Source organism: Shewanella sp. 10N.286.54.B9 (assembly GCF_041468565.1).
Classification (GTDB): domain Bacteria; phylum Pseudomonadota; class Gammaproteobacteria; order Enterobacterales; family Shewanellaceae; genus Shewanella.
In genome coordinates, this window is sequence record NZ_JBFRIY010000004.1 from 1 (window position 1) to 15,655 (window position 15,655).

Consider the following 15,655-nt stretch of genomic DNA (forward strand, 5'->3'; position numbering starts at 1 on the left):
ACTCTGACCCCAAATGTTGCAGCAGATGTCCTATAGGAAGCGTTAGGCTCTTTCGAATAAGTACGAGGCCTGTACTCAACACATGTCACTTCGTCGGGGCGGCACGGGACTTCTTTTGTAAGAATTAGGCAAGAGGGGATTGCTTTTGATCTCCTTTTGGCTCGGGTGTGGGCGAAGCACCACGACCTTTATCAAACGGAGTTTGATTATCTCAAGACCGATCAGGGATGCAATCCCACGACGTTAGTCAGGCTCAGCCTGATAAAAGCAAACCCAAAGTATGAATTTTCGCCCAAATCCAACCCAAAAATCACCAAAATTCAAAACTTTGGCTAGGCTTAAGCAAGCCTCCCCCAAACTCATAAAACAAAAGGATTTGTTTATGGCTCTCGCCTGTGTTGCAACCCGCGCAAGTAGCGGCGTCGATGCCCCTGCGGTGACAGTAGAAGTGCACCTAAGCAACGGCTTACCCGCATTTTCTCTGGTCGGATTGCCCGAGGCCTCAGTCAAAGAAGCCAAAGAGCGAGTTCGCAGCGCATTGATAAACGCAGGCTTCGAGTTCCCGATGCGCAGAATAACCGTCAACCTCGCCCCAGCCGATCTGCCAAAACAGGGTGGCCGTTACGATCTGCCCATCGCGATTGGTATTCTTGCCGCATCAAAACAGATCCCATTGCAATCGATTGAGCAGCATGAGTTTGTCGGTGAATTAGCACTTTCAGGCCATGTGCGTGGTTGCCAAGGCATATTACCGGTCATCGTTGCGGCAAGCCAAGTCAATAGCCGCTTAGTACTGCCTATTGATAACCGCGCCGATGCTGAACTTGTAGGTTATCAGCAAGTGCTATTTGCGACCCACCTGCAATCTTTAGCCGCCTACCTGCATGGACAGTCAGAATTACCCGGTATCGATCTTGATCTTGAATGGATCACACCGATCTCTAATAGCGGTGACAACAATAACTGCCTTAGTGAAGTGGTTGGCCAGCAACACGCAAAACAGGCGTTAGAGATAGCTGCTGCGGGCGGCCATAATTTGCTGATGCTTGGCCCGCCAGGTACAGGCAAAACCATGCTAGCTAGCAGAATGATGCAGTTACTGCCCTCGCTAAGTTATACCGATGCACTTGAGGTAGCTGCGATTCATTCAGTCGCAGGGCTTAATATACAGCCGACACAGTTCTATCAACGGCCTTTTAGAAGCCCACACCATACCAGCTCAGCAATATCATTGGTGGGTGGCGGTGCGATCCCCAAACCAGGGGAGATATCTTTAGCGCATCGCGGCGTGCTTTTTCTCGATGAAGTGGCGGAGTTTCCACGCAAGGTGCTTGACTGCTTACGTGAACCAATGGAAACCGGTGAAGTGAGCATCTCCCGCGCGGCGGCTAAACTCAATTTTTTGTGTCGCTTTCAATTGGTGGCGGCGATGAACCCAAGCCCTTGCGGTGACGTCGATAACGCCAGAGCCAGTAATGAGCAAATTTTGCGCTACCTTTCTAAGCTTTCAGGGCCATTTTTAGACCGTTTTGATTTGACCATTGATGTGCCTAAACTACCACTTGGCACTTTGAATAGCTGTGATACACAAGCTGAAACGAGCGCTGTTATCGCGCAACGAGTACATGCCGCAAGAGAGCTACAATTGGCCCGTTCAGGTGTGCTCAATAGTGAATTGACCGGCAAGCAGCTTAAGCAAGAGGCAAGATTTAGCAGTGAGGACCTGCTATTTCTAGAGGAGAGCGTCAATAAACTCGGTTTATCAGTGCGCAGTTACCATCGGCTGCAACGAGTAGCCCGCACCATCGCCGATCTACAACAGCAACAAGATGTATCTCGCCCACAAATTGCCCAAGCGCTGGGTTATCGCGCCATAGATCGGCTTCTGGCCAGCTTGAAGCAGTACTAAGTATGGCTGATAGAACACATTATTCGCTGCTTATAGCAGCAAAAATTAACATCTAGATTGAGACAAACCCCGACAACGAGTACTATAGGTCTCCGTTTTTTATCTTGGGGTTGTTAATGGGCGCGATAGTGTCACGCATTAAGGGAAGCTTAGCGTTCTTCTGCTACTTTATTAATACTATTTTTTGGGTCACTCCCATTTTAATCGTTAGTATTTTTAAGCTAATCCCACTCAAATTGACGCGTACAGCTTGCACCTATTTTCTTGATTTTTGTGCCAGTTCTTGGATCCGCTGTAATGGCGTTATTGAAGATGCTTTTCATCGAGTGACCATTGATGTGCAAGGTGATGCACAACTATCAACCAAAGAATGGTACATGGTAATAGCCAATCATCAGTCTTGGGTCGACATTCTAATTTTACAACGAGTGCTTAACGGCAAGATTCCATTTCTGAAGTTTTTCTTGAAACAGCAACTGATTTTTGTGCCTGTTTTAGGCTTAGCTTGGTGGGCCCTCGATTTTCCATTTATGCGCCGCTATAGCAATGCTCAGCTGCGTAAAAACCCGAAACTACGCGGTAAAGATATAGAGATCACCCGCAAAGCCTGCGCCAAGTTTAAGCATAAACCTGTCAGCGTAATGAACTTTGTCGAGGGCACACGTTTCCATCCAGGAAAACATAAGAAACAAAACTCGCCCTTTACTCACTTACTTAAACCTAAGGCTGGCGGTATGGCTTTTGCGTTATCGGCAATGGGTGAGCATATCCATAAGCTCGTTAATGTGTCTATCTACTATCCAGGAAAAGTGCCGACTTACTGGGAGTTTATTAGCGGTCAAGTCGATGAGATTAAAGTGCATATAGAGGTCAGTGAAATCGGCGACTCATTGCGTGGCGATTACATAAAAGATCGTGAGTTTAAAATTGAATTTCAAAATCAATTGAACCAAATTTGGCAACAAAAAGATCAAGTGCTTACCCAGTTAGCACAAGCAGATACAAGCAGCAAAGAGGCTTAAGTACAATGTTGAATTTTTTACCCGGCTCACTGTTATATTTTATGAGCACCACTTTATTAATCATCAACACCGTTTTATGGGCCTCACTTATCTCTATTGGTGGAATAATTAAACTTGTGGTGCCTTTTACCGCAGGTCGCAACGCATTAACCCATTTGATGAATCGTTTTATGTGGGCTTGGGCTACTTGTAATGGCGGGATCCTTCACTTACTAGCGGATATCGAGTGGGATATTGAAGGGCTAGATAATCTTGATAAAAACAGCTGGTACCTACTGATTAGCAATCATTTAAGTGGTTTTGACATTGCAGCGCAAACCTATGTATTGCGTAATCATATCCCTATGCTTAAGTTCTTTTTAAAACGCGAGCTTATGTACGTCCCTTTTCTTGGTTTAGGTTGCTGGGCTCTTGATATGCCGTTTATGAGCCGCACCAGTCCGGCTAAATTAAAGAAAAACCCTAAACTCAAAGGCAAAGATTTAGAGAGCACCCGCAAAGCTTGTGAAAAATTCCGCTTTATGCCGACCTCAATCATTAACTATGTTGAAGGCAGCCGATTTACTGAAGAGAAACATCGACGTCAAGATTCACCTTACCGCTACTTGTTACGCCCTAAAGCAGGTGGTATCGCCTTTGCCTTATCAGCAATGGGCGAACAGTTTACCAACGTCCTTAACGTAACAGTGCTCTACCCTGAAGTGTTTAAGAAAGATGCCTTGTACGAAGTGATGCATGGCCGTCTAAAGAAGATTGTAGTGCGTGTGAAGGTATTGCCGGTACCAGAAGTAGACAATAAGCGCTATTTTTCAGAGTCGAGTTACCGGGTTGAGTTCCAGCGCTGGTTGAATCAACTTTGGCTGGAAAAGGATGAAGAGATCCATCAGCTGATGATAAAACATGGTGCACCAACGGAGCCCAGCCAAGAAAAAAAGCCAACCATATAAGTTATTAGGACTGAGTATCCCTAAATTAAGGTGCACATCATGTGCACCTTTTTTATGTAAAACGGTTAATTTATCCCCAGCCATAACCCCATACAAATCACGTTAAAGATCACATAAACAATAAAAAAAACAAAACATAACAACGCTTAATATCAAGCACTTAAACAAACAAACCATCTAAACCAAGATATTCAACCGTCTCTGGAGTAAAACCGTCTTAAATTACGGGTTACAAAACTAGACACTAATACTTTTGGACTATATATTGCCATCTACAGTTACATTTAATCAACACAAGCATCAAAAGGTACGTTCCATGCATATAACTTGGCCCACACATAAAAATACCTTTCTGCTATGTTTATTTTTGCCTCTTTGGTTGGCCGGTTGTTCAAGCAACATCATTCAACAACAGAGCCCAAGAATTCTGCAACTAGAGAGTAAGGATTTCGCTAAATATTGGGTGACAAAAGATAAGCTAATTGATTGGCGTAAGGCGCTACCAGCAGAATTGCACAATGATTCCAAAGAAAATACCAGTCAATATAAAGCATCATTTGTAGTCGACAGTCAGGGTCAAATGACCCAGTTAGTGATTATTAATAGTGTAACTGGCGAGCTGTTAGAGCAAGCTGCTTTGGCGGAAATATCTAGCCAAGAGTTTTACCCTACCGCACAAAATAGTGCGCTGCAGGCAGTGCGGATAAATACCAGCTTTCGATTATAGCATTGGCTTTTAGAATGCTATTAAGAGCATAAAAAAAGCTCCTTTAAGGAGCTTTTTTTATGCCGAAAAGGAGAGATTAAACTCGACGCTCTACCAATTTAACCCAACCATCAGGCCCCGCAATATGGCCTTTTTGGATCTCAGTCAATACTTTATAAATGCGCTTGGTATGCTCGCCAACATTGCCATCACCTACCGTAACCACACGATTATCTTCAAAGATATATGAGCCTACTGGTGATACTACTGCAGCAGTACCAAAACCGCCCGCCTCGATAATTTCGCCAGATTCTATATCAGCAATAAATTGGTCTAACATCACGGTTTCTTGGCGAACTTCACAGCCTAGTAACTCACCTAAATCGAGAATCGATTGCGAGGTAATCGACTTCAAAATAGTGTCGGTAAATTTAGGAATGATAATGCTGCCATCTTTAAGCACATGGAAATGGTTCATCGCGCCCACTTCCTCAATCTGCTTGTTATTAGCATCTAAATACAGTACTTGCGCTGCACCATATTCAGCGGCCGCTTTACCCGCTTTCAGTGACGCTGCATAGTTACCCGCCGCTTTTGAGGCGCCAGTGCCACCCGATACAGCACGGTGAAAGCGTTCACTAATCAGCAAACGAATCGCCTTATCAAAGCCATCGGTATAATAAGGGCCACTAGGGCTGAGCATCACACAGAATGTGTATTGCTCACTTGGGCTGACAGAAAGCCTATCTTCAGTTGCAAATACAAACGGACGGATATAAAGACAAGCATCTTCTTGCATTGGGAACCACAAACGGTCGACATCAATCAACGCATTAATGGCTTCAATTTGTAGCGTTTCAGGGATTGCAGGAATACAGATAATGTCAGCTGAGCGGTTTAAACGCTCGGCATTTTTATCAATGCGGAAGGTATAGATTTCGCCATCTTCATGCTGAAAGGCTTTAGCGCCTTCAAACACTGATTGGCCATAATGCAATGCAATTGCACCGGGGGCGACCTCAAATGGACCATAAGGCACGACTCTAGGATCACACCATTGGCCATCACGGTAATCCATTAAAAACATATGGTCAGTTCTGAGGTTACCAAAACCAACATTTGTGGTTGGTTTGAACTGCTCTTTACGGCGCTCTGACGCAGGTTTTAAATTATAGTTTATTTGCATTGCATACCACCTTGAATACTGACTGAGCAGCCTATGCAGTGGTCACAAAAAAGTCAAGTGAAACGCGGGTTAGCATCAATAATTTCAGTCCAAAAATGCAATTCAACTACAGCTAAATTTCATTGAAATTGACGACCCGGCCAGCTTATTCCTATTCATATCCCAGGCTGACGACAATCGTTCAGCTTTCCAATGGCTAAGCAAGTATCACAAGTTCGAATTTTGCCCTGCCCTCTATCCAGAAAGTCACTTATTCTGTGACTCAAATTTTGCATCATTTCTTGGGTAATAGGCTTACGCCACTGATAATGATTCATTAAACGGCTGATGTGGCGATAGGCTAATATATCTTCGCTAGTAAAATACTGCTCATCCATCAACTTGCTCTCAAAGGAAGAGGTCGCCCCCGCTAGAAAGAAATACAGCGCTTGGCTCAAATCTCTGATATCTGCACTTGTTGCGTGTAAATCGCCACTGATAACAGCATCTTCTAATGGCCGCTTAATTCGACTCCAAAATAGATTAACTCTATTTCTTAATATTTCTATTTTGTCTGAGCTGGCTAACTGCCAGAACATACTATTTATTGATACGACTCGCAAAATATTAAATATTGGGCTTCTTTTCACAACTTCGAAAGTAAATAAAACCGCAACAACAGAACGTTCATTAATAGTTAAGTCTGGATTTTCTTTTATAAAAATGGGTATTTGGCTCGATGTTGTATTACGTAAAAAAAGACAAACCAACACATCTTCTTTGGACTCAAAATATTTATAGAGGGTATTAGTTGAACAGCCAGCACCCTTTGCTATCTGCGCAAACCTAAAAGATACAACACCTTGATTATCAATAAGTTCCTCAGCAACATCTAACAATTGATTACAACGAATTGCATCTGCATGGCTATTTGGACATTGCATTTTTATACCTAACTAAATATAAAACTTACTTCATTTTATTGCCTTAATGCTATTTAGATACATAAAAGAAACATTTTCTTGAACAGCACCACAAAAAACTTTCTTACCCGATACAAAGTGTGATTTAGCGCATAATTGAATCGCAAGCAGAAGCATATTGTAACCCCAAGTTAATTGGAGATAACAATATGCAAACAAGACGTTCGTTTTTAAAATTTGGAGCTGGAGCTGCTGCCGTTGGCGCACTTTCACCATTAGCAGTAAGCGCTAATTCATCTGATGTTGAATGGGATGAAAAACATGAAATCGTTATCGTGGGTTCTGGTTTTGCTGGTTTAGCTGCTGCTGTTGAAGCAGGTAAATTAGGCGCCAAAGATATCGTCATTTTTGAAAAATTAGGCGTATATGGCGGCAACAGTACCCTCAATGCTGGCCAAGCTTGTTTTGCCAATACAGACCTACAAAAACAACTCGGCATTGAAGATAGCGCCGAACTGATGGTGCAAGACCAACTCAAATCAGGTCGCGGTTATGCAAGTGAAGAACTGCTTAAACACAGCGCCGAGCTAGGTCCGTACATCTACCAGCTCACTAAAGATTGTGGCTGTGTTTACCGTGATCACATCATCAATACTGGCGGAACCAGCGCCACACGCAGCCACCAAGTGGTTGAACGCAGCGGCGCAGGCTTTATCCGCCCAATGCTAAAAACCGCACGCAGCTACGGTGTTAAAACCAAAATCCGCCATAAGTTTGAACATTTAATCACAGCCAAAGACGGCACTGTACTGGGCATCCAAGTTAGACGCGGCTACCACTTCGGTCATGAAAATTCTGGTGAGTTAATCAATGTAAAAGCAGAGAAAGGTGTGTTGATTGCAACTGGCGGCTTTGGTGCCAATGTCAGCTTCCGCCAAGCACTAGACCCAAATTTAGGTAATGAAGTGGGTTGTACCAACGCACGTGGTGCCACCGGTGATGGCCTTATCGCCATGCTGGCAGAAGGCGCTATGCCTGTGCATTTGAGCTTTATTCAGTCAGGTCCATGGGCATCTCCCGACGAAGGCGGCTTTGGTTACGGCGCAGGTTTCTCACTGTATAACTTCCCTCATTCTATTGCTATCGACCGTAATACTGGCCAGCGCTTCATGAATGAAACCGCTGACCGTAAAACCCGTGCCGACTTAGAAGTACAGCGCCGCGATAAAGACGGTAATCCTAACCCAGCCCTTCTCATCGCACCTAAGCATGAAGCGATGAAAGACCCATCTATGGCCAATGTTTTGAAATACAACGTTGCTTGGGAGTTTGACAGTGTCGATGCGATTGCTAAGCACTTTGATCTGCCTAAGAAAGCGCTTAAAAAGCAAATTGATGACTGGAACTCATACGTTAAATCTGGCGACGATCCGCAGTTTGGTAAACGTATGAACATGAGCACTGGTATCTACCTGACTGCACCATTCATCGTGCAACGCTTATGGCCAAAAGTGCATTACTGCCAAGGCGGTATCCAAATTAATGCCAAAGCAGAAGTGATTGCCGCGAAAACAGGACAAAGCATTCCAGGGCTTTATGCCGCAGGCGAAGTTTCCGGTGGTGTGCATGGCGTGAGCCGACTTGGTGGCTGTTCAACACCTGAGTGTATGGCATTTGGCGTAACTGCTGCTCGTTCAATGATGAAGGCATAAGGAAAATTACCATGAAGACAGTTAACACATTACTTGCACTCATTCTTGGTGGTTGCATTGCCGTTTCAGCACAAGCTCGTGACCAACGCGACTACCACGAAATGGTTTACGACTCAGGTTGTAAAACCTGTCATGACCAGGGAATGAAAGCTTTCCCATCGGACGATTCTTGTTTGCAATGCCACGATATGAGCGAACTGGCAGAACAAACAAAACGTGAAGGTCATGAAGCAAGACAGAACCCTCATGACAGCATGCATTACGGTCAAGAAGCGCCGTGTATGGAGTGTCATGGTGAGCATACACCTAAGCAAGCCATTTGCATGGATTGCCACAACTTTGATTTCCCTAAATTTAAGCAATAAACATAAAACTACATATATATAAGGAAGATGATGATGAAAAAACTACTCGCGATGTCAGCCATTCTTGTTACAGGTTGTGCTGTAGCCGGTGATAAGCCAGCAGATAAGCCTTGGCACAATGAAAAGCCAACCTTGTCGACCATTAATGCACCGACCAAAGTCATGCCAATGGTGTGTAAGCAAGAGCAAGCGATGAAGTACCTTGAAGAATTGAAGTCTGGCAAAAAAGACATCAACTCTATCATGTCAAACGATCACGGCGGCACTGGTGCTAACGAATCTGGCTGGTTAACTTGGCGTGTTGATGACCCAAGCAATCTTATCCCTTGTCCTGAAGGCGGCGCTGGCGCTACTGAAGTTGGCATGTGTTGGAAAGAGCTAAACGATGAGCCAACAGTAATTGGTTTAGTGCGAGTTGCACCAGGTACGGCTGCACCTCACTACCATCGTGAAATGGAATGTTACTACGGTCTAAGTGGTCAAGGTCTAACGTGGGCTCAAGAGCGCATGCAACCATTTGGACCTGGTGACTACATTGAGATCCCAAGTAAAGCAATGCACTACACACCAAACACCTATGATGATCAAGATCTGATCTACATGTACTGGTTCCCACTTGACGGTAAGTTCTCAACCTTTAAGTACCAGTGGCCACAAGATGTAGGTCCAGGTGAGCAGCTAATGTTCGACTTTATCCCATACACCAACTCTAAGCTTGTGCGCTCAGGTAATGGTGGTTACGGCTGGGATGTTGTTCAAAAAGCCAAGTAGTCCGACTTAAACTCCAACAAGAGTATGGGGCCAAGTTTAATTGGCCCCATTATAAAATATGAAAAATCTTATCCTGGCATTTAGTTTACTGTTTAGCTCGTCTGTTATCGCAGAAGAGCCGGTATCAATTCTATGGCACAACTTGGCTCCTGGAGCGGCAGATATGCCAGTTGAGACCAACGTCAACTTAGCCCTTGATGGCAAGAAGGTGGTAATTCCCGGTTTTATCGTACCGCTTGATGGTAAAAATAGTGGTTACGTAAAGAACTTTCTATTAACACCTCAGCAAGGTGCTTGTTTCCACAAGCCACCATCACCGCCTAATCAATTGATCCATGTTTCTTTTGATGTCCCTATCGCAATACCCGATCTCGAGCAGCCTATGTATGTGACTGGCATTTTGAACGTAAAAAGTGCTCAGGCAGGATTTGCTAAAACAGGTTATCACTTGAGTGGCATAGAAACGATCCCTTATCCAGTGAAGATCAATACTGCCGAAGAGCAAGATCACGCTCACTAAACAGCTAGCCGATAAGAAAAGCAAGGAATGATGATGAACAAGAGCAATAGATTTGTACTGTCGTTGGTCGCGGCAGCAATCGCACTTTCTAGCTCAACTGCATTTGCAGAGCAGCAAGAAGATGGCATTAATGTAGGCGGTGCGGTCAGGGTCAACTACGGTTATAAAGATTACAGTGAAGCGTCAAAAGATAAAGGTGGCGATCTTACCTTTGACATGGCGGCGATTAAGTTTAACGGCAAAAAAGGTGATTGGGGCTTAGCGGCCGAATACCGCTTTACCTCTGACACTAACTATATCAAGTATGGCTACGGCATTTACGATATCGATCCTGAGTGGCAGCTACAATTTGGTATCAACAAGGTCCCCTTTGGTAATCCTGAATTTATCTCCAACAGCTTCTGGTTTGGTATTCCCTACTACTTAGGGTTTGAAGATGACCATGATGTAGGTGTTAAAGCTATTTTTGAAAAAAATGGCTGGCATACAGATTTGGCTTTCTACAAGAATGCTGAATACGGTCCAACAGAAAACAAGCGTTATGCGACCGATCTGTACACTGGCACCATCAATGGTACAGAGTACAACAACGAAGAAACCAACCAAATTAATGTCCGCCAAACTTATACCATCGAGCACAATGGTGGTTCAACAACCTTGGGTGGCTCAGCGCAATTTGGCCAGATCTACAACAGTAAAACAGGCAACAATGGCGATCGTTATGCCGTCGCTCTGCACTTAGATTCAAGCTTTAACGGCTGGAATCTGCAGCTACAAGCGATGCAGTATGAGTACGATGCTGCTGATGCTGACGATCCAAATAAAATCGGCGTATCAGTGGTTAGCTGGCAGTATGAAATTGCCTCTAAAGGCCAGTCTTACAGCGCTAATATCGCTAAAACGTTTAATACCGATTGGGGAAGCGTTAAGTGCTACAACGATTTTGGCTTAATGACGCCTGATGTTGATGACGATGATTACGACAACAGCATGCAAAACGTCACTGGTTGTGCCATTGCCGCTGGCCCAACTTACACTATGATCGACTTTATCATGGGTAAGAACATGACTTTCTCAACGGCTAACAACGATCACGTTGGCTTGCCAGAAATGGGCGATGATTGGGATAAGCGAGTAAACATCAACTTTGGTTACTATTTCTAGTCATGCAGTTCCCCTGCGGCTCATGGTCATTGCTCCCAATATATACAATGACTATGAGCTTCAATTTTAGGATCGACAGCAACACCTCTATACATCACTAGTCGACACCATCTAATTTCGATCCAGCCCTCTAGATTGAGGGCCTTTTTTTGCCTAACGAGCAATAGCCTCTAAACGAGAACAGCTAGAGTTGACATCATTGTTAGCAGCACATAAGGCACTACAAGCAGCGCAGGTCATATGGTCGCGATAATGCTTATCAAAAAAGTCTGAACTTCTTTGCTCTAATGATTCAAACAGTTCAGGAGTTAAAGGTTTGTTCCATTTGTACTGCCCCATTAGTCGCGCTAAATGGCGGTAACAGGTTTCACGGCGATTGCCTAAATACTCAGGAGCAATAAGCTGACTCTCGAATTGAGTCAAAGAGCCTGTTAGGTAGAATGCGATACCTTGAACCAGTTCCTTAACCTGCAAAGGGGTCGCTTCGAGCTCTCCTCGCTCCACGGCTTCATTAAGTGATTGGGTAAACCAATTCCAAAAACCATTGATACGTTGCTTAAATTTGGCAATTTTTTCATCACTCGCCAACTGCCATACCATGGTGTTGACTGACACCGAACGTAACGTAAAAAAGCTTTTACTGCGCTTAATGGTTTCGAAGGTAAATAACACCGGCAGCAATGTCTTTTCCTGAGCGGTGAGTTCAGGATTCTTACTGACAAAAATAGGCAGATGATTAGAGGTTGCACCTCGAAGAAACAAGCACACCAATACATCCTCTTTACGCTCAAAGAATTTGTACAAGGTACCTGTAGAACAGCCAACCTCTTTCGCAAGTTGAGAAAACTTAAATGACACTATTCCTTGTGACTCTATTAGCAGCTCCGCAGCATCGAGTATTTGATTACAACGCATCATGGGTAGTGCTTCAGTCGGGCATTTCATCATTAAGCCTTATTATTAATTTGCGCTAATTATGCGCTGTTAATAATTGTTGGTTTAGTTGAGGCATCGCTAATCGAGATTAACATCACGCTAAAACTGCTTTATTGCTAACCTTTGTGAGTTACTTCAAACAAACATTCCAACTCAAACTATTAACTCAGTATAAAATCCTGTCACATTTTTCGCCTTAACTCGCTAACCAATTTTACTTAGAGAAAAGATCTTCGAGATCGGCCTCACGAATAAATTTGTCGCTGAAAAAATCGCGTGACTTAGTTCACCTTTAGCAGCCGAACTTGCGTTTATCGTTACCTCATTCCGATTCAGAGGATTTAAGAATGCAAGGCAGAAGAAACTTTTTGAAATTAACCGCGGGTGCCGCAGTTGGCACCGTAGCTGCAACATTACCCGGTACGGTTCAAGCAAACACATGTGGCGAAATTAACTGGACAGAAACTGTCGATACCTTAGTCGTCGGCTCAGGCTTCGCTGGATTATCTGCAGCGTTAAATGCCAAACGCCAAGGGCTTGGTTCGGTATTAGTGTTAGAAAAAATGCAGGTGATTGGTGGCAACTCGGCAATTAATGGCGGTTGGTTAGCGATTCCTAAAAATCCAGTACAACTGGCGCAAGGCGTTAATGACGATTCACCAGAAGAGCTGGTTAACGATCAGATTATTTCTGGTCGTGGTATGCAAAATGAAGCGGCGCTGCGTCAAATAGCCAATCGCGCATTAGATGCTTATGAGCTCTGTATCGACACGGGCGTTAAATTCAAAAAAGACTTCAACATTCAAGTTGGTGGCCATAACAAAGCGCGTGCTATCCGTACTCAACACGGCACAGGTGGCGATATCACCACCAAACTTTATGAAGCAGGTGTAAAAGAGGGCGTTGAATATCGTCTGCAGCATTACATCGAAGACTTCATCATGGACGGTCAGCAGATCATCGGCGTAAAAGCACGTAAAAACTACCGTTTTCCCGATCTAAAGACCGGCAGCAATATTTTCATTAAAGCTAATAAAGCGGTCATTTTAGCTAATGGCGGCTTTGCCCGTAATATGGCGCTGCGCGAAGCGGTTGATCCATCACTTGATCCAACATTGGACTGTACCAATGCTTTAGGCGCGACCGGTGAAGTGACCTTAACCGCGATGGCTCATGGTGCACTGCCAGTACACATGAACCTGATTCAAACTGGCCATTGGGGCTCGCCTGACGAGGGTGGCTTTGGCTGGTCTAATGCTTTGTTATCAATCGGTTGGCATCAAGGTGCTTCGATTAGCGTATTGAACGGTAAACGCTTTATGGATGAGCGTGCCGATCGTAAAACCTGCTCTGAAGCGATAATGAAAAACCGCTATCAAGACGGCAGTCCTGCCTACCCAATTGTACTGTTTAACTACAACAACTACGCCAAAGATGATCGAGTCGTGCGTGCAATCCGCGACAAGATGGCTTGGAAACTCGACTCGCTCGACGATATCGCTGCCAAATTCGATATTCCAGCAACCGAACTCAAACGCAGCATCAGTGAATACAACACCCACGTTGCCGCACGTAAAGATCCGCTATTTGGCCGCAAGATGGACACTGCAGAAGAACTACAAGGCCCGTTTGTCGTTTCACGTATTTGGCCAAAAGTGCACTACTGCATGGGCGGCTTAAAAACCGATCTTGGCGCTCGTGTGGTAGATGGTCGCTCAATGAAACCGATTAAAAACCTCTATGCCATTGGCGAAGTCACTGGCGGTATTCATGGTGAGGCACGCCTGAGTTCAACCTCATGCCTAGAGTGCCTCGCAATGGGAATTGTTGTTGCTGAAACCATCAAAGCTGATCTACAGGGAGCCGTCTAATGAACAAATTATTGCTAACCGCTCTGCTATCAATCGCTATCTCTGGCGGCGCTGTGGCCGGTGAACTGGTCAAAATGAAAGGCAGCACTAAAGGCCGAGTTAATCACGAAATTATTTATCAAGATGGCTGCCAGTCTTGCCATCAAGGTTCAGGTAAGAAAAACGCTACCGATGCGGCATGCGTTGAGTGCCACGGCGATATCAACAGTATTGAGGTTGATCAGAGCAAACTTGCAATTCCAGAAGCAGATCCACACAAGTCACTGCATTACAACCAAGGCGCTAGTTGCCTGGCATGTCATGGCGAGCACGAGAAAAAGGCACCAGTTTGCGCAGAGTGTCACCGTACTTGGTTTGAAGAGATGTAATGCCACAAATTGAAATACAAAAAATCTAAAAATAGATAGGGGAATGATGATGAAAAAAACCACTAAGTTTATGTTGTCGATGGTGGCTACAGCAATCACACTTTCAAATTCAGCGGCCTATGCCGACGAGCAGGAAGATGGTATTAACGTAGGTGGCGCTGTGCGCGTTAACTACGGTTACAAAGACTACGATGAAGCCTCAAAAGATAAAGGTGGCGATCTCACCTTTGATATGGCGGCGATTAAGTTTGACGGCAAGAAAGGCGATTGGGGATTAGCGGCAGAATACCGTTTCACCTCAAGCACTAACTATATTAAGTATGGTTATGGCTTCTACGATATTGACCCAGATTGGCAGCTACAGTTTGGTATTAACAAGGTGCCTTTTGGTAACCGCGACTTTATCTCCAACAGCTGGTGGTTTGGTCTGCCTTACTACCTAGGTTTTGAAGATGACCACGATGTAGGTGTAAAAGCCATCTATGAGAAAAATGGCTGGCACACAGATTTAGCTTTCTACAAGAATGCTGAATATGGACCAACAGAGAACAAGCGTTACTCTACCGATCTGTACACTGGCACCATTAATGGTACTGAGTACAACAACGAAGAGACTAACCAATTCAACGTACGCCAAACCTATACTGCAGAACATGAAGGTGGTGAAACAACCTTCGGTGGTTCAGTACAGTACGGCCAGATCTATAACAGCAAAACCGGTAACAACGGCGACCGTTATGCGGTAGCACTGCACTTAGACAGCAGCTACAAAGGTTGGAACTTGCAACTACAAGCGATGCAATATGAGTACGACGCCGCTGATGCTGAAGATCCAAACAAAATCGGTGTATCGGTTGTTAGCTGGCAGTATGAAATCGCCTCTAAAGGTCAAGCTTATAGCGTTAACTTAGCAAAAACCTTTAACACTGATTGGGGTAGCGTTAAGTGCTACAACGATTTTGGTTTAATGACACCAGATGTTGATGACGATGATTACGACAACAGCATGCAAAACGTGACCGGTTGTGCTATTTCAGCAGGCCCAACTTACACCATGCTCGATTTTGTTATGGGTAAAAACATGACTTTCTCAACAGCCAATAACGATCACGTTGGCCTACCAGAGATGGGTGATGATTGGGACAAACGCGTAAACATCAACTTTGGTTACTATTTCTAAAGGATAAAGAAATAGTCGACTAAAGCGTAGGCGAGGAAGTTGCTCCCACTTCCCCGTCTACCACCAGCTCTGTTAAGCACCGAGCGACAGCAAATC

The 15,655-nt window shown here is 44.5% G+C and carries 15 protein-coding genes; 12 read left to right on the plus strand and 3 right to left on the minus strand.

The features are described from left to right. Positions 1–382: 382 nt before the first annotated feature. The 4 genes from AB4135_RS01015 (at position 383) to AB4135_RS01030 (ending at position 4,605) form a co-directional block, all read left to right on the plus strand. Positions 383–1,909, plus strand: a complete 1,527-nt coding sequence (locus AB4135_RS01015; RefSeq protein WP_371989543.1) for a YifB family Mg chelatase-like AAA ATPase — start codon at positions 383–385, stop codon at positions 1,907–1,909. 116 nt (positions 1,910–2,025) lie between these two features. Beyond that, positions 2,026–2,931, plus strand: a complete 906-nt coding sequence (locus AB4135_RS01020; protein ID WP_371989545.1) for an acyltransferase — start codon at positions 2,026–2,028, stop codon at positions 2,929–2,931. Between the two features lie 5 nt (positions 2,932–2,936). Continuing rightward, positions 2,937–3,878: an acyltransferase gene (locus tag AB4135_RS01025; protein ID WP_371989547.1), complete on the plus strand. Its 942-nt coding sequence runs from the start codon at positions 2,937–2,939 to the stop codon at positions 3,876–3,878. A gap of 316 nt (positions 3,879–4,194) precedes the next feature. Then, on the plus strand, positions 4,195–4,605 hold the full coding sequence (locus AB4135_RS01030; RefSeq protein ID WP_371989548.1) for an energy transducer TonB: 411 nt from the start codon (positions 4,195–4,197) through the stop codon (positions 4,603–4,605). Between the two features lie 76 nt (positions 4,606–4,681). On the opposite strand, the gene AB4135_RS01035 is transcribed toward AB4135_RS01030, so the two are convergent. Both AB4135_RS01035 and AB4135_RS01040 read right to left on the minus strand, forming a co-directional pair. Continuing rightward, positions 4,682–5,770, minus strand: coding sequence for a branched-chain amino acid aminotransferase (locus AB4135_RS01035; RefSeq protein WP_371989550.1), 1,089 nt, complete (start codon positions 5,768–5,770; stop codon positions 4,682–4,684). 155 nt (positions 5,771–5,925) lie between these two features. Further along, the gene (locus AB4135_RS01040) at positions 5,926–6,693 is read right to left on the minus strand and encodes a TetR/AcrR family transcriptional regulator (protein WP_371989552.1); all 768 of its coding nucleotides are present in this window, start codon (positions 6,691–6,693) and stop codon (positions 5,926–5,928) included. 188 nt (positions 6,694–6,881) lie between these two features. Between AB4135_RS01040 and AB4135_RS01045 the strand changes: the two genes are divergently transcribed. Genes AB4135_RS01045 through AB4135_RS01065 form a run of 5 tightly spaced genes read left to right on the plus strand, consistent with a single transcriptional unit; the run spans position 6,882 to position 11,204 of the window. After that, positions 6,882–8,384, plus strand: coding sequence for a flavocytochrome c (locus AB4135_RS01045; RefSeq protein ID WP_371989554.1), 1,503 nt, complete (start codon positions 6,882–6,884; stop codon positions 8,382–8,384). A gap of 11 nt (positions 8,385–8,395) precedes the next feature. Next, positions 8,396–8,749, plus strand: a complete 354-nt coding sequence (locus AB4135_RS01050) for a cytochrome c3 family protein (RefSeq protein ID WP_220740333.1) — start codon at positions 8,396–8,398, stop codon at positions 8,747–8,749. 33 nt (positions 8,750–8,782) lie between these two features. Beyond that, entirely contained in the window at positions 8,783–9,520 is a 738-nt protein-coding gene (locus AB4135_RS01055; protein ID WP_371989555.1) for a cupin domain-containing protein, read from the plus strand. A 58-nt stretch (positions 9,521–9,578) separates the two neighbouring features. Beyond that, on the plus strand, positions 9,579–10,040 hold the full coding sequence (locus AB4135_RS01060; protein ID WP_371989557.1) for a DUF3299 domain-containing protein: 462 nt from the start codon (positions 9,579–9,581) through the stop codon (positions 10,038–10,040). 30 nt (positions 10,041–10,070) lie between these two features. Then, positions 10,071–11,204: a hypothetical protein gene (locus tag AB4135_RS01065; RefSeq protein WP_371989739.1), complete on the plus strand. Its 1,134-nt coding sequence runs from the start codon at positions 10,071–10,073 to the stop codon at positions 11,202–11,204. 153 nt (positions 11,205–11,357) lie between these two features. Here the strand turns inward: AB4135_RS01065 and AB4135_RS01070 are convergent, their stop codons facing one another. Next, positions 11,358–12,149, minus strand: coding sequence for a TetR/AcrR family transcriptional regulator (locus AB4135_RS01070; RefSeq protein WP_371989559.1), 792 nt, complete (start codon positions 12,147–12,149; stop codon positions 11,358–11,360). Between the two features lie 338 nt (positions 12,150–12,487). Between AB4135_RS01070 and AB4135_RS01075 the strand changes: the two genes are divergently transcribed. The 3 genes from AB4135_RS01075 to AB4135_RS01085 are packed head-to-tail and all read left to right on the plus strand — an operon-like array spanning position 12,488 to position 15,559. Next, entirely contained in the window at positions 12,488–14,011 is a 1,524-nt protein-coding gene (locus AB4135_RS01075) for a flavocytochrome c (protein WP_371989561.1), read from the plus strand. Beyond that, the gene (locus AB4135_RS01080; protein WP_371989563.1) at positions 14,011–14,379 is read left to right on the plus strand and encodes a cytochrome c3 family protein; all 369 of its coding nucleotides are present in this window, start codon (positions 14,011–14,013) and stop codon (positions 14,377–14,379) included. Before AB4135_RS01075 ends, AB4135_RS01080 begins: the two co-directional genes overlap by 1 nt. Positions 14,380–14,425: 46 nt before the next feature. Further along, positions 14,426–15,559, plus strand: coding sequence for a hypothetical protein (locus tag AB4135_RS01085; protein WP_371989741.1), 1,134 nt, complete (start codon positions 14,426–14,428; stop codon positions 15,557–15,559). Positions 15,560–15,655: the final 96 nt, after the last annotated feature.

Excerpts from the sequence above, each read along its gene's own strand:
- AB4135_RS01060 (WP_371989557.1), top strand. The coding sequence starts at position 9,579 with ATGAAAAATCTTATCCTGGCATTTAGTTTACTGTTTAGCTCGTCTGTT.
- AB4135_RS01080 (WP_371989563.1), top strand. The coding sequence starts at position 14,011 with ATGAACAAATTATTGCTAACCGCTCTGCTATCAATCGCTATCTCTGGC.
- AB4135_RS01070 (WP_371989559.1), bottom strand. The coding sequence starts at position 12,149 with ATGAAATGCCCGACTGAAGCACTACCCATGATGCGTTGTAATCAAATA.
- AB4135_RS01055 (WP_371989555.1), top strand. The coding sequence starts at position 8,783 with ATGAAAAAACTACTCGCGATGTCAGCCATTCTTGTTACAGGTTGTGCT.
- AB4135_RS01030 (WP_371989548.1), top strand. The coding sequence starts at position 4,195 with ATGCATATAACTTGGCCCACACATAAAAATACCTTTCTGCTATGTTTA.
- AB4135_RS01065 (WP_371989739.1), top strand. The coding sequence starts at position 10,071 with ATGATGAACAAGAGCAATAGATTTGTACTGTCGTTGGTCGCGGCAGCA.
- AB4135_RS01040 (WP_371989552.1), bottom strand. The coding sequence starts at position 6,693 with ATGCAATGTCCAAATAGCCATGCAGATGCAATTCGTTGTAATCAATTG.
- AB4135_RS01020 (WP_371989545.1), top strand. The coding sequence starts at position 2,026 with ATGGGCGCGATAGTGTCACGCATTAAGGGAAGCTTAGCGTTCTTCTGC.
- AB4135_RS01045 (WP_371989554.1), top strand. The coding sequence starts at position 6,882 with ATGCAAACAAGACGTTCGTTTTTAAAATTTGGAGCTGGAGCTGCTGCC.
- AB4135_RS01075 (WP_371989561.1), top strand. The coding sequence starts at position 12,488 with ATGCAAGGCAGAAGAAACTTTTTGAAATTAACCGCGGGTGCCGCAGTT.
- AB4135_RS01025 (WP_371989547.1), top strand. The coding sequence starts at position 2,937 with ATGTTGAATTTTTTACCCGGCTCACTGTTATATTTTATGAGCACCACT.
- AB4135_RS01050 (WP_220740333.1), top strand. The coding sequence starts at position 8,396 with ATGAAGACAGTTAACACATTACTTGCACTCATTCTTGGTGGTTGCATT.
- AB4135_RS01085 (WP_371989741.1), top strand. The coding sequence starts at position 14,426 with ATGATGAAAAAAACCACTAAGTTTATGTTGTCGATGGTGGCTACAGCA.
- AB4135_RS01015 (WP_371989543.1), top strand. The coding sequence starts at position 383 with ATGGCTCTCGCCTGTGTTGCAACCCGCGCAAGTAGCGGCGTCGATGCC.
- AB4135_RS01035 (WP_371989550.1), bottom strand. The coding sequence starts at position 5,770 with ATGCAAATAAACTATAATTTAAAACCTGCGTCAGAGCGCCGTAAAGAG.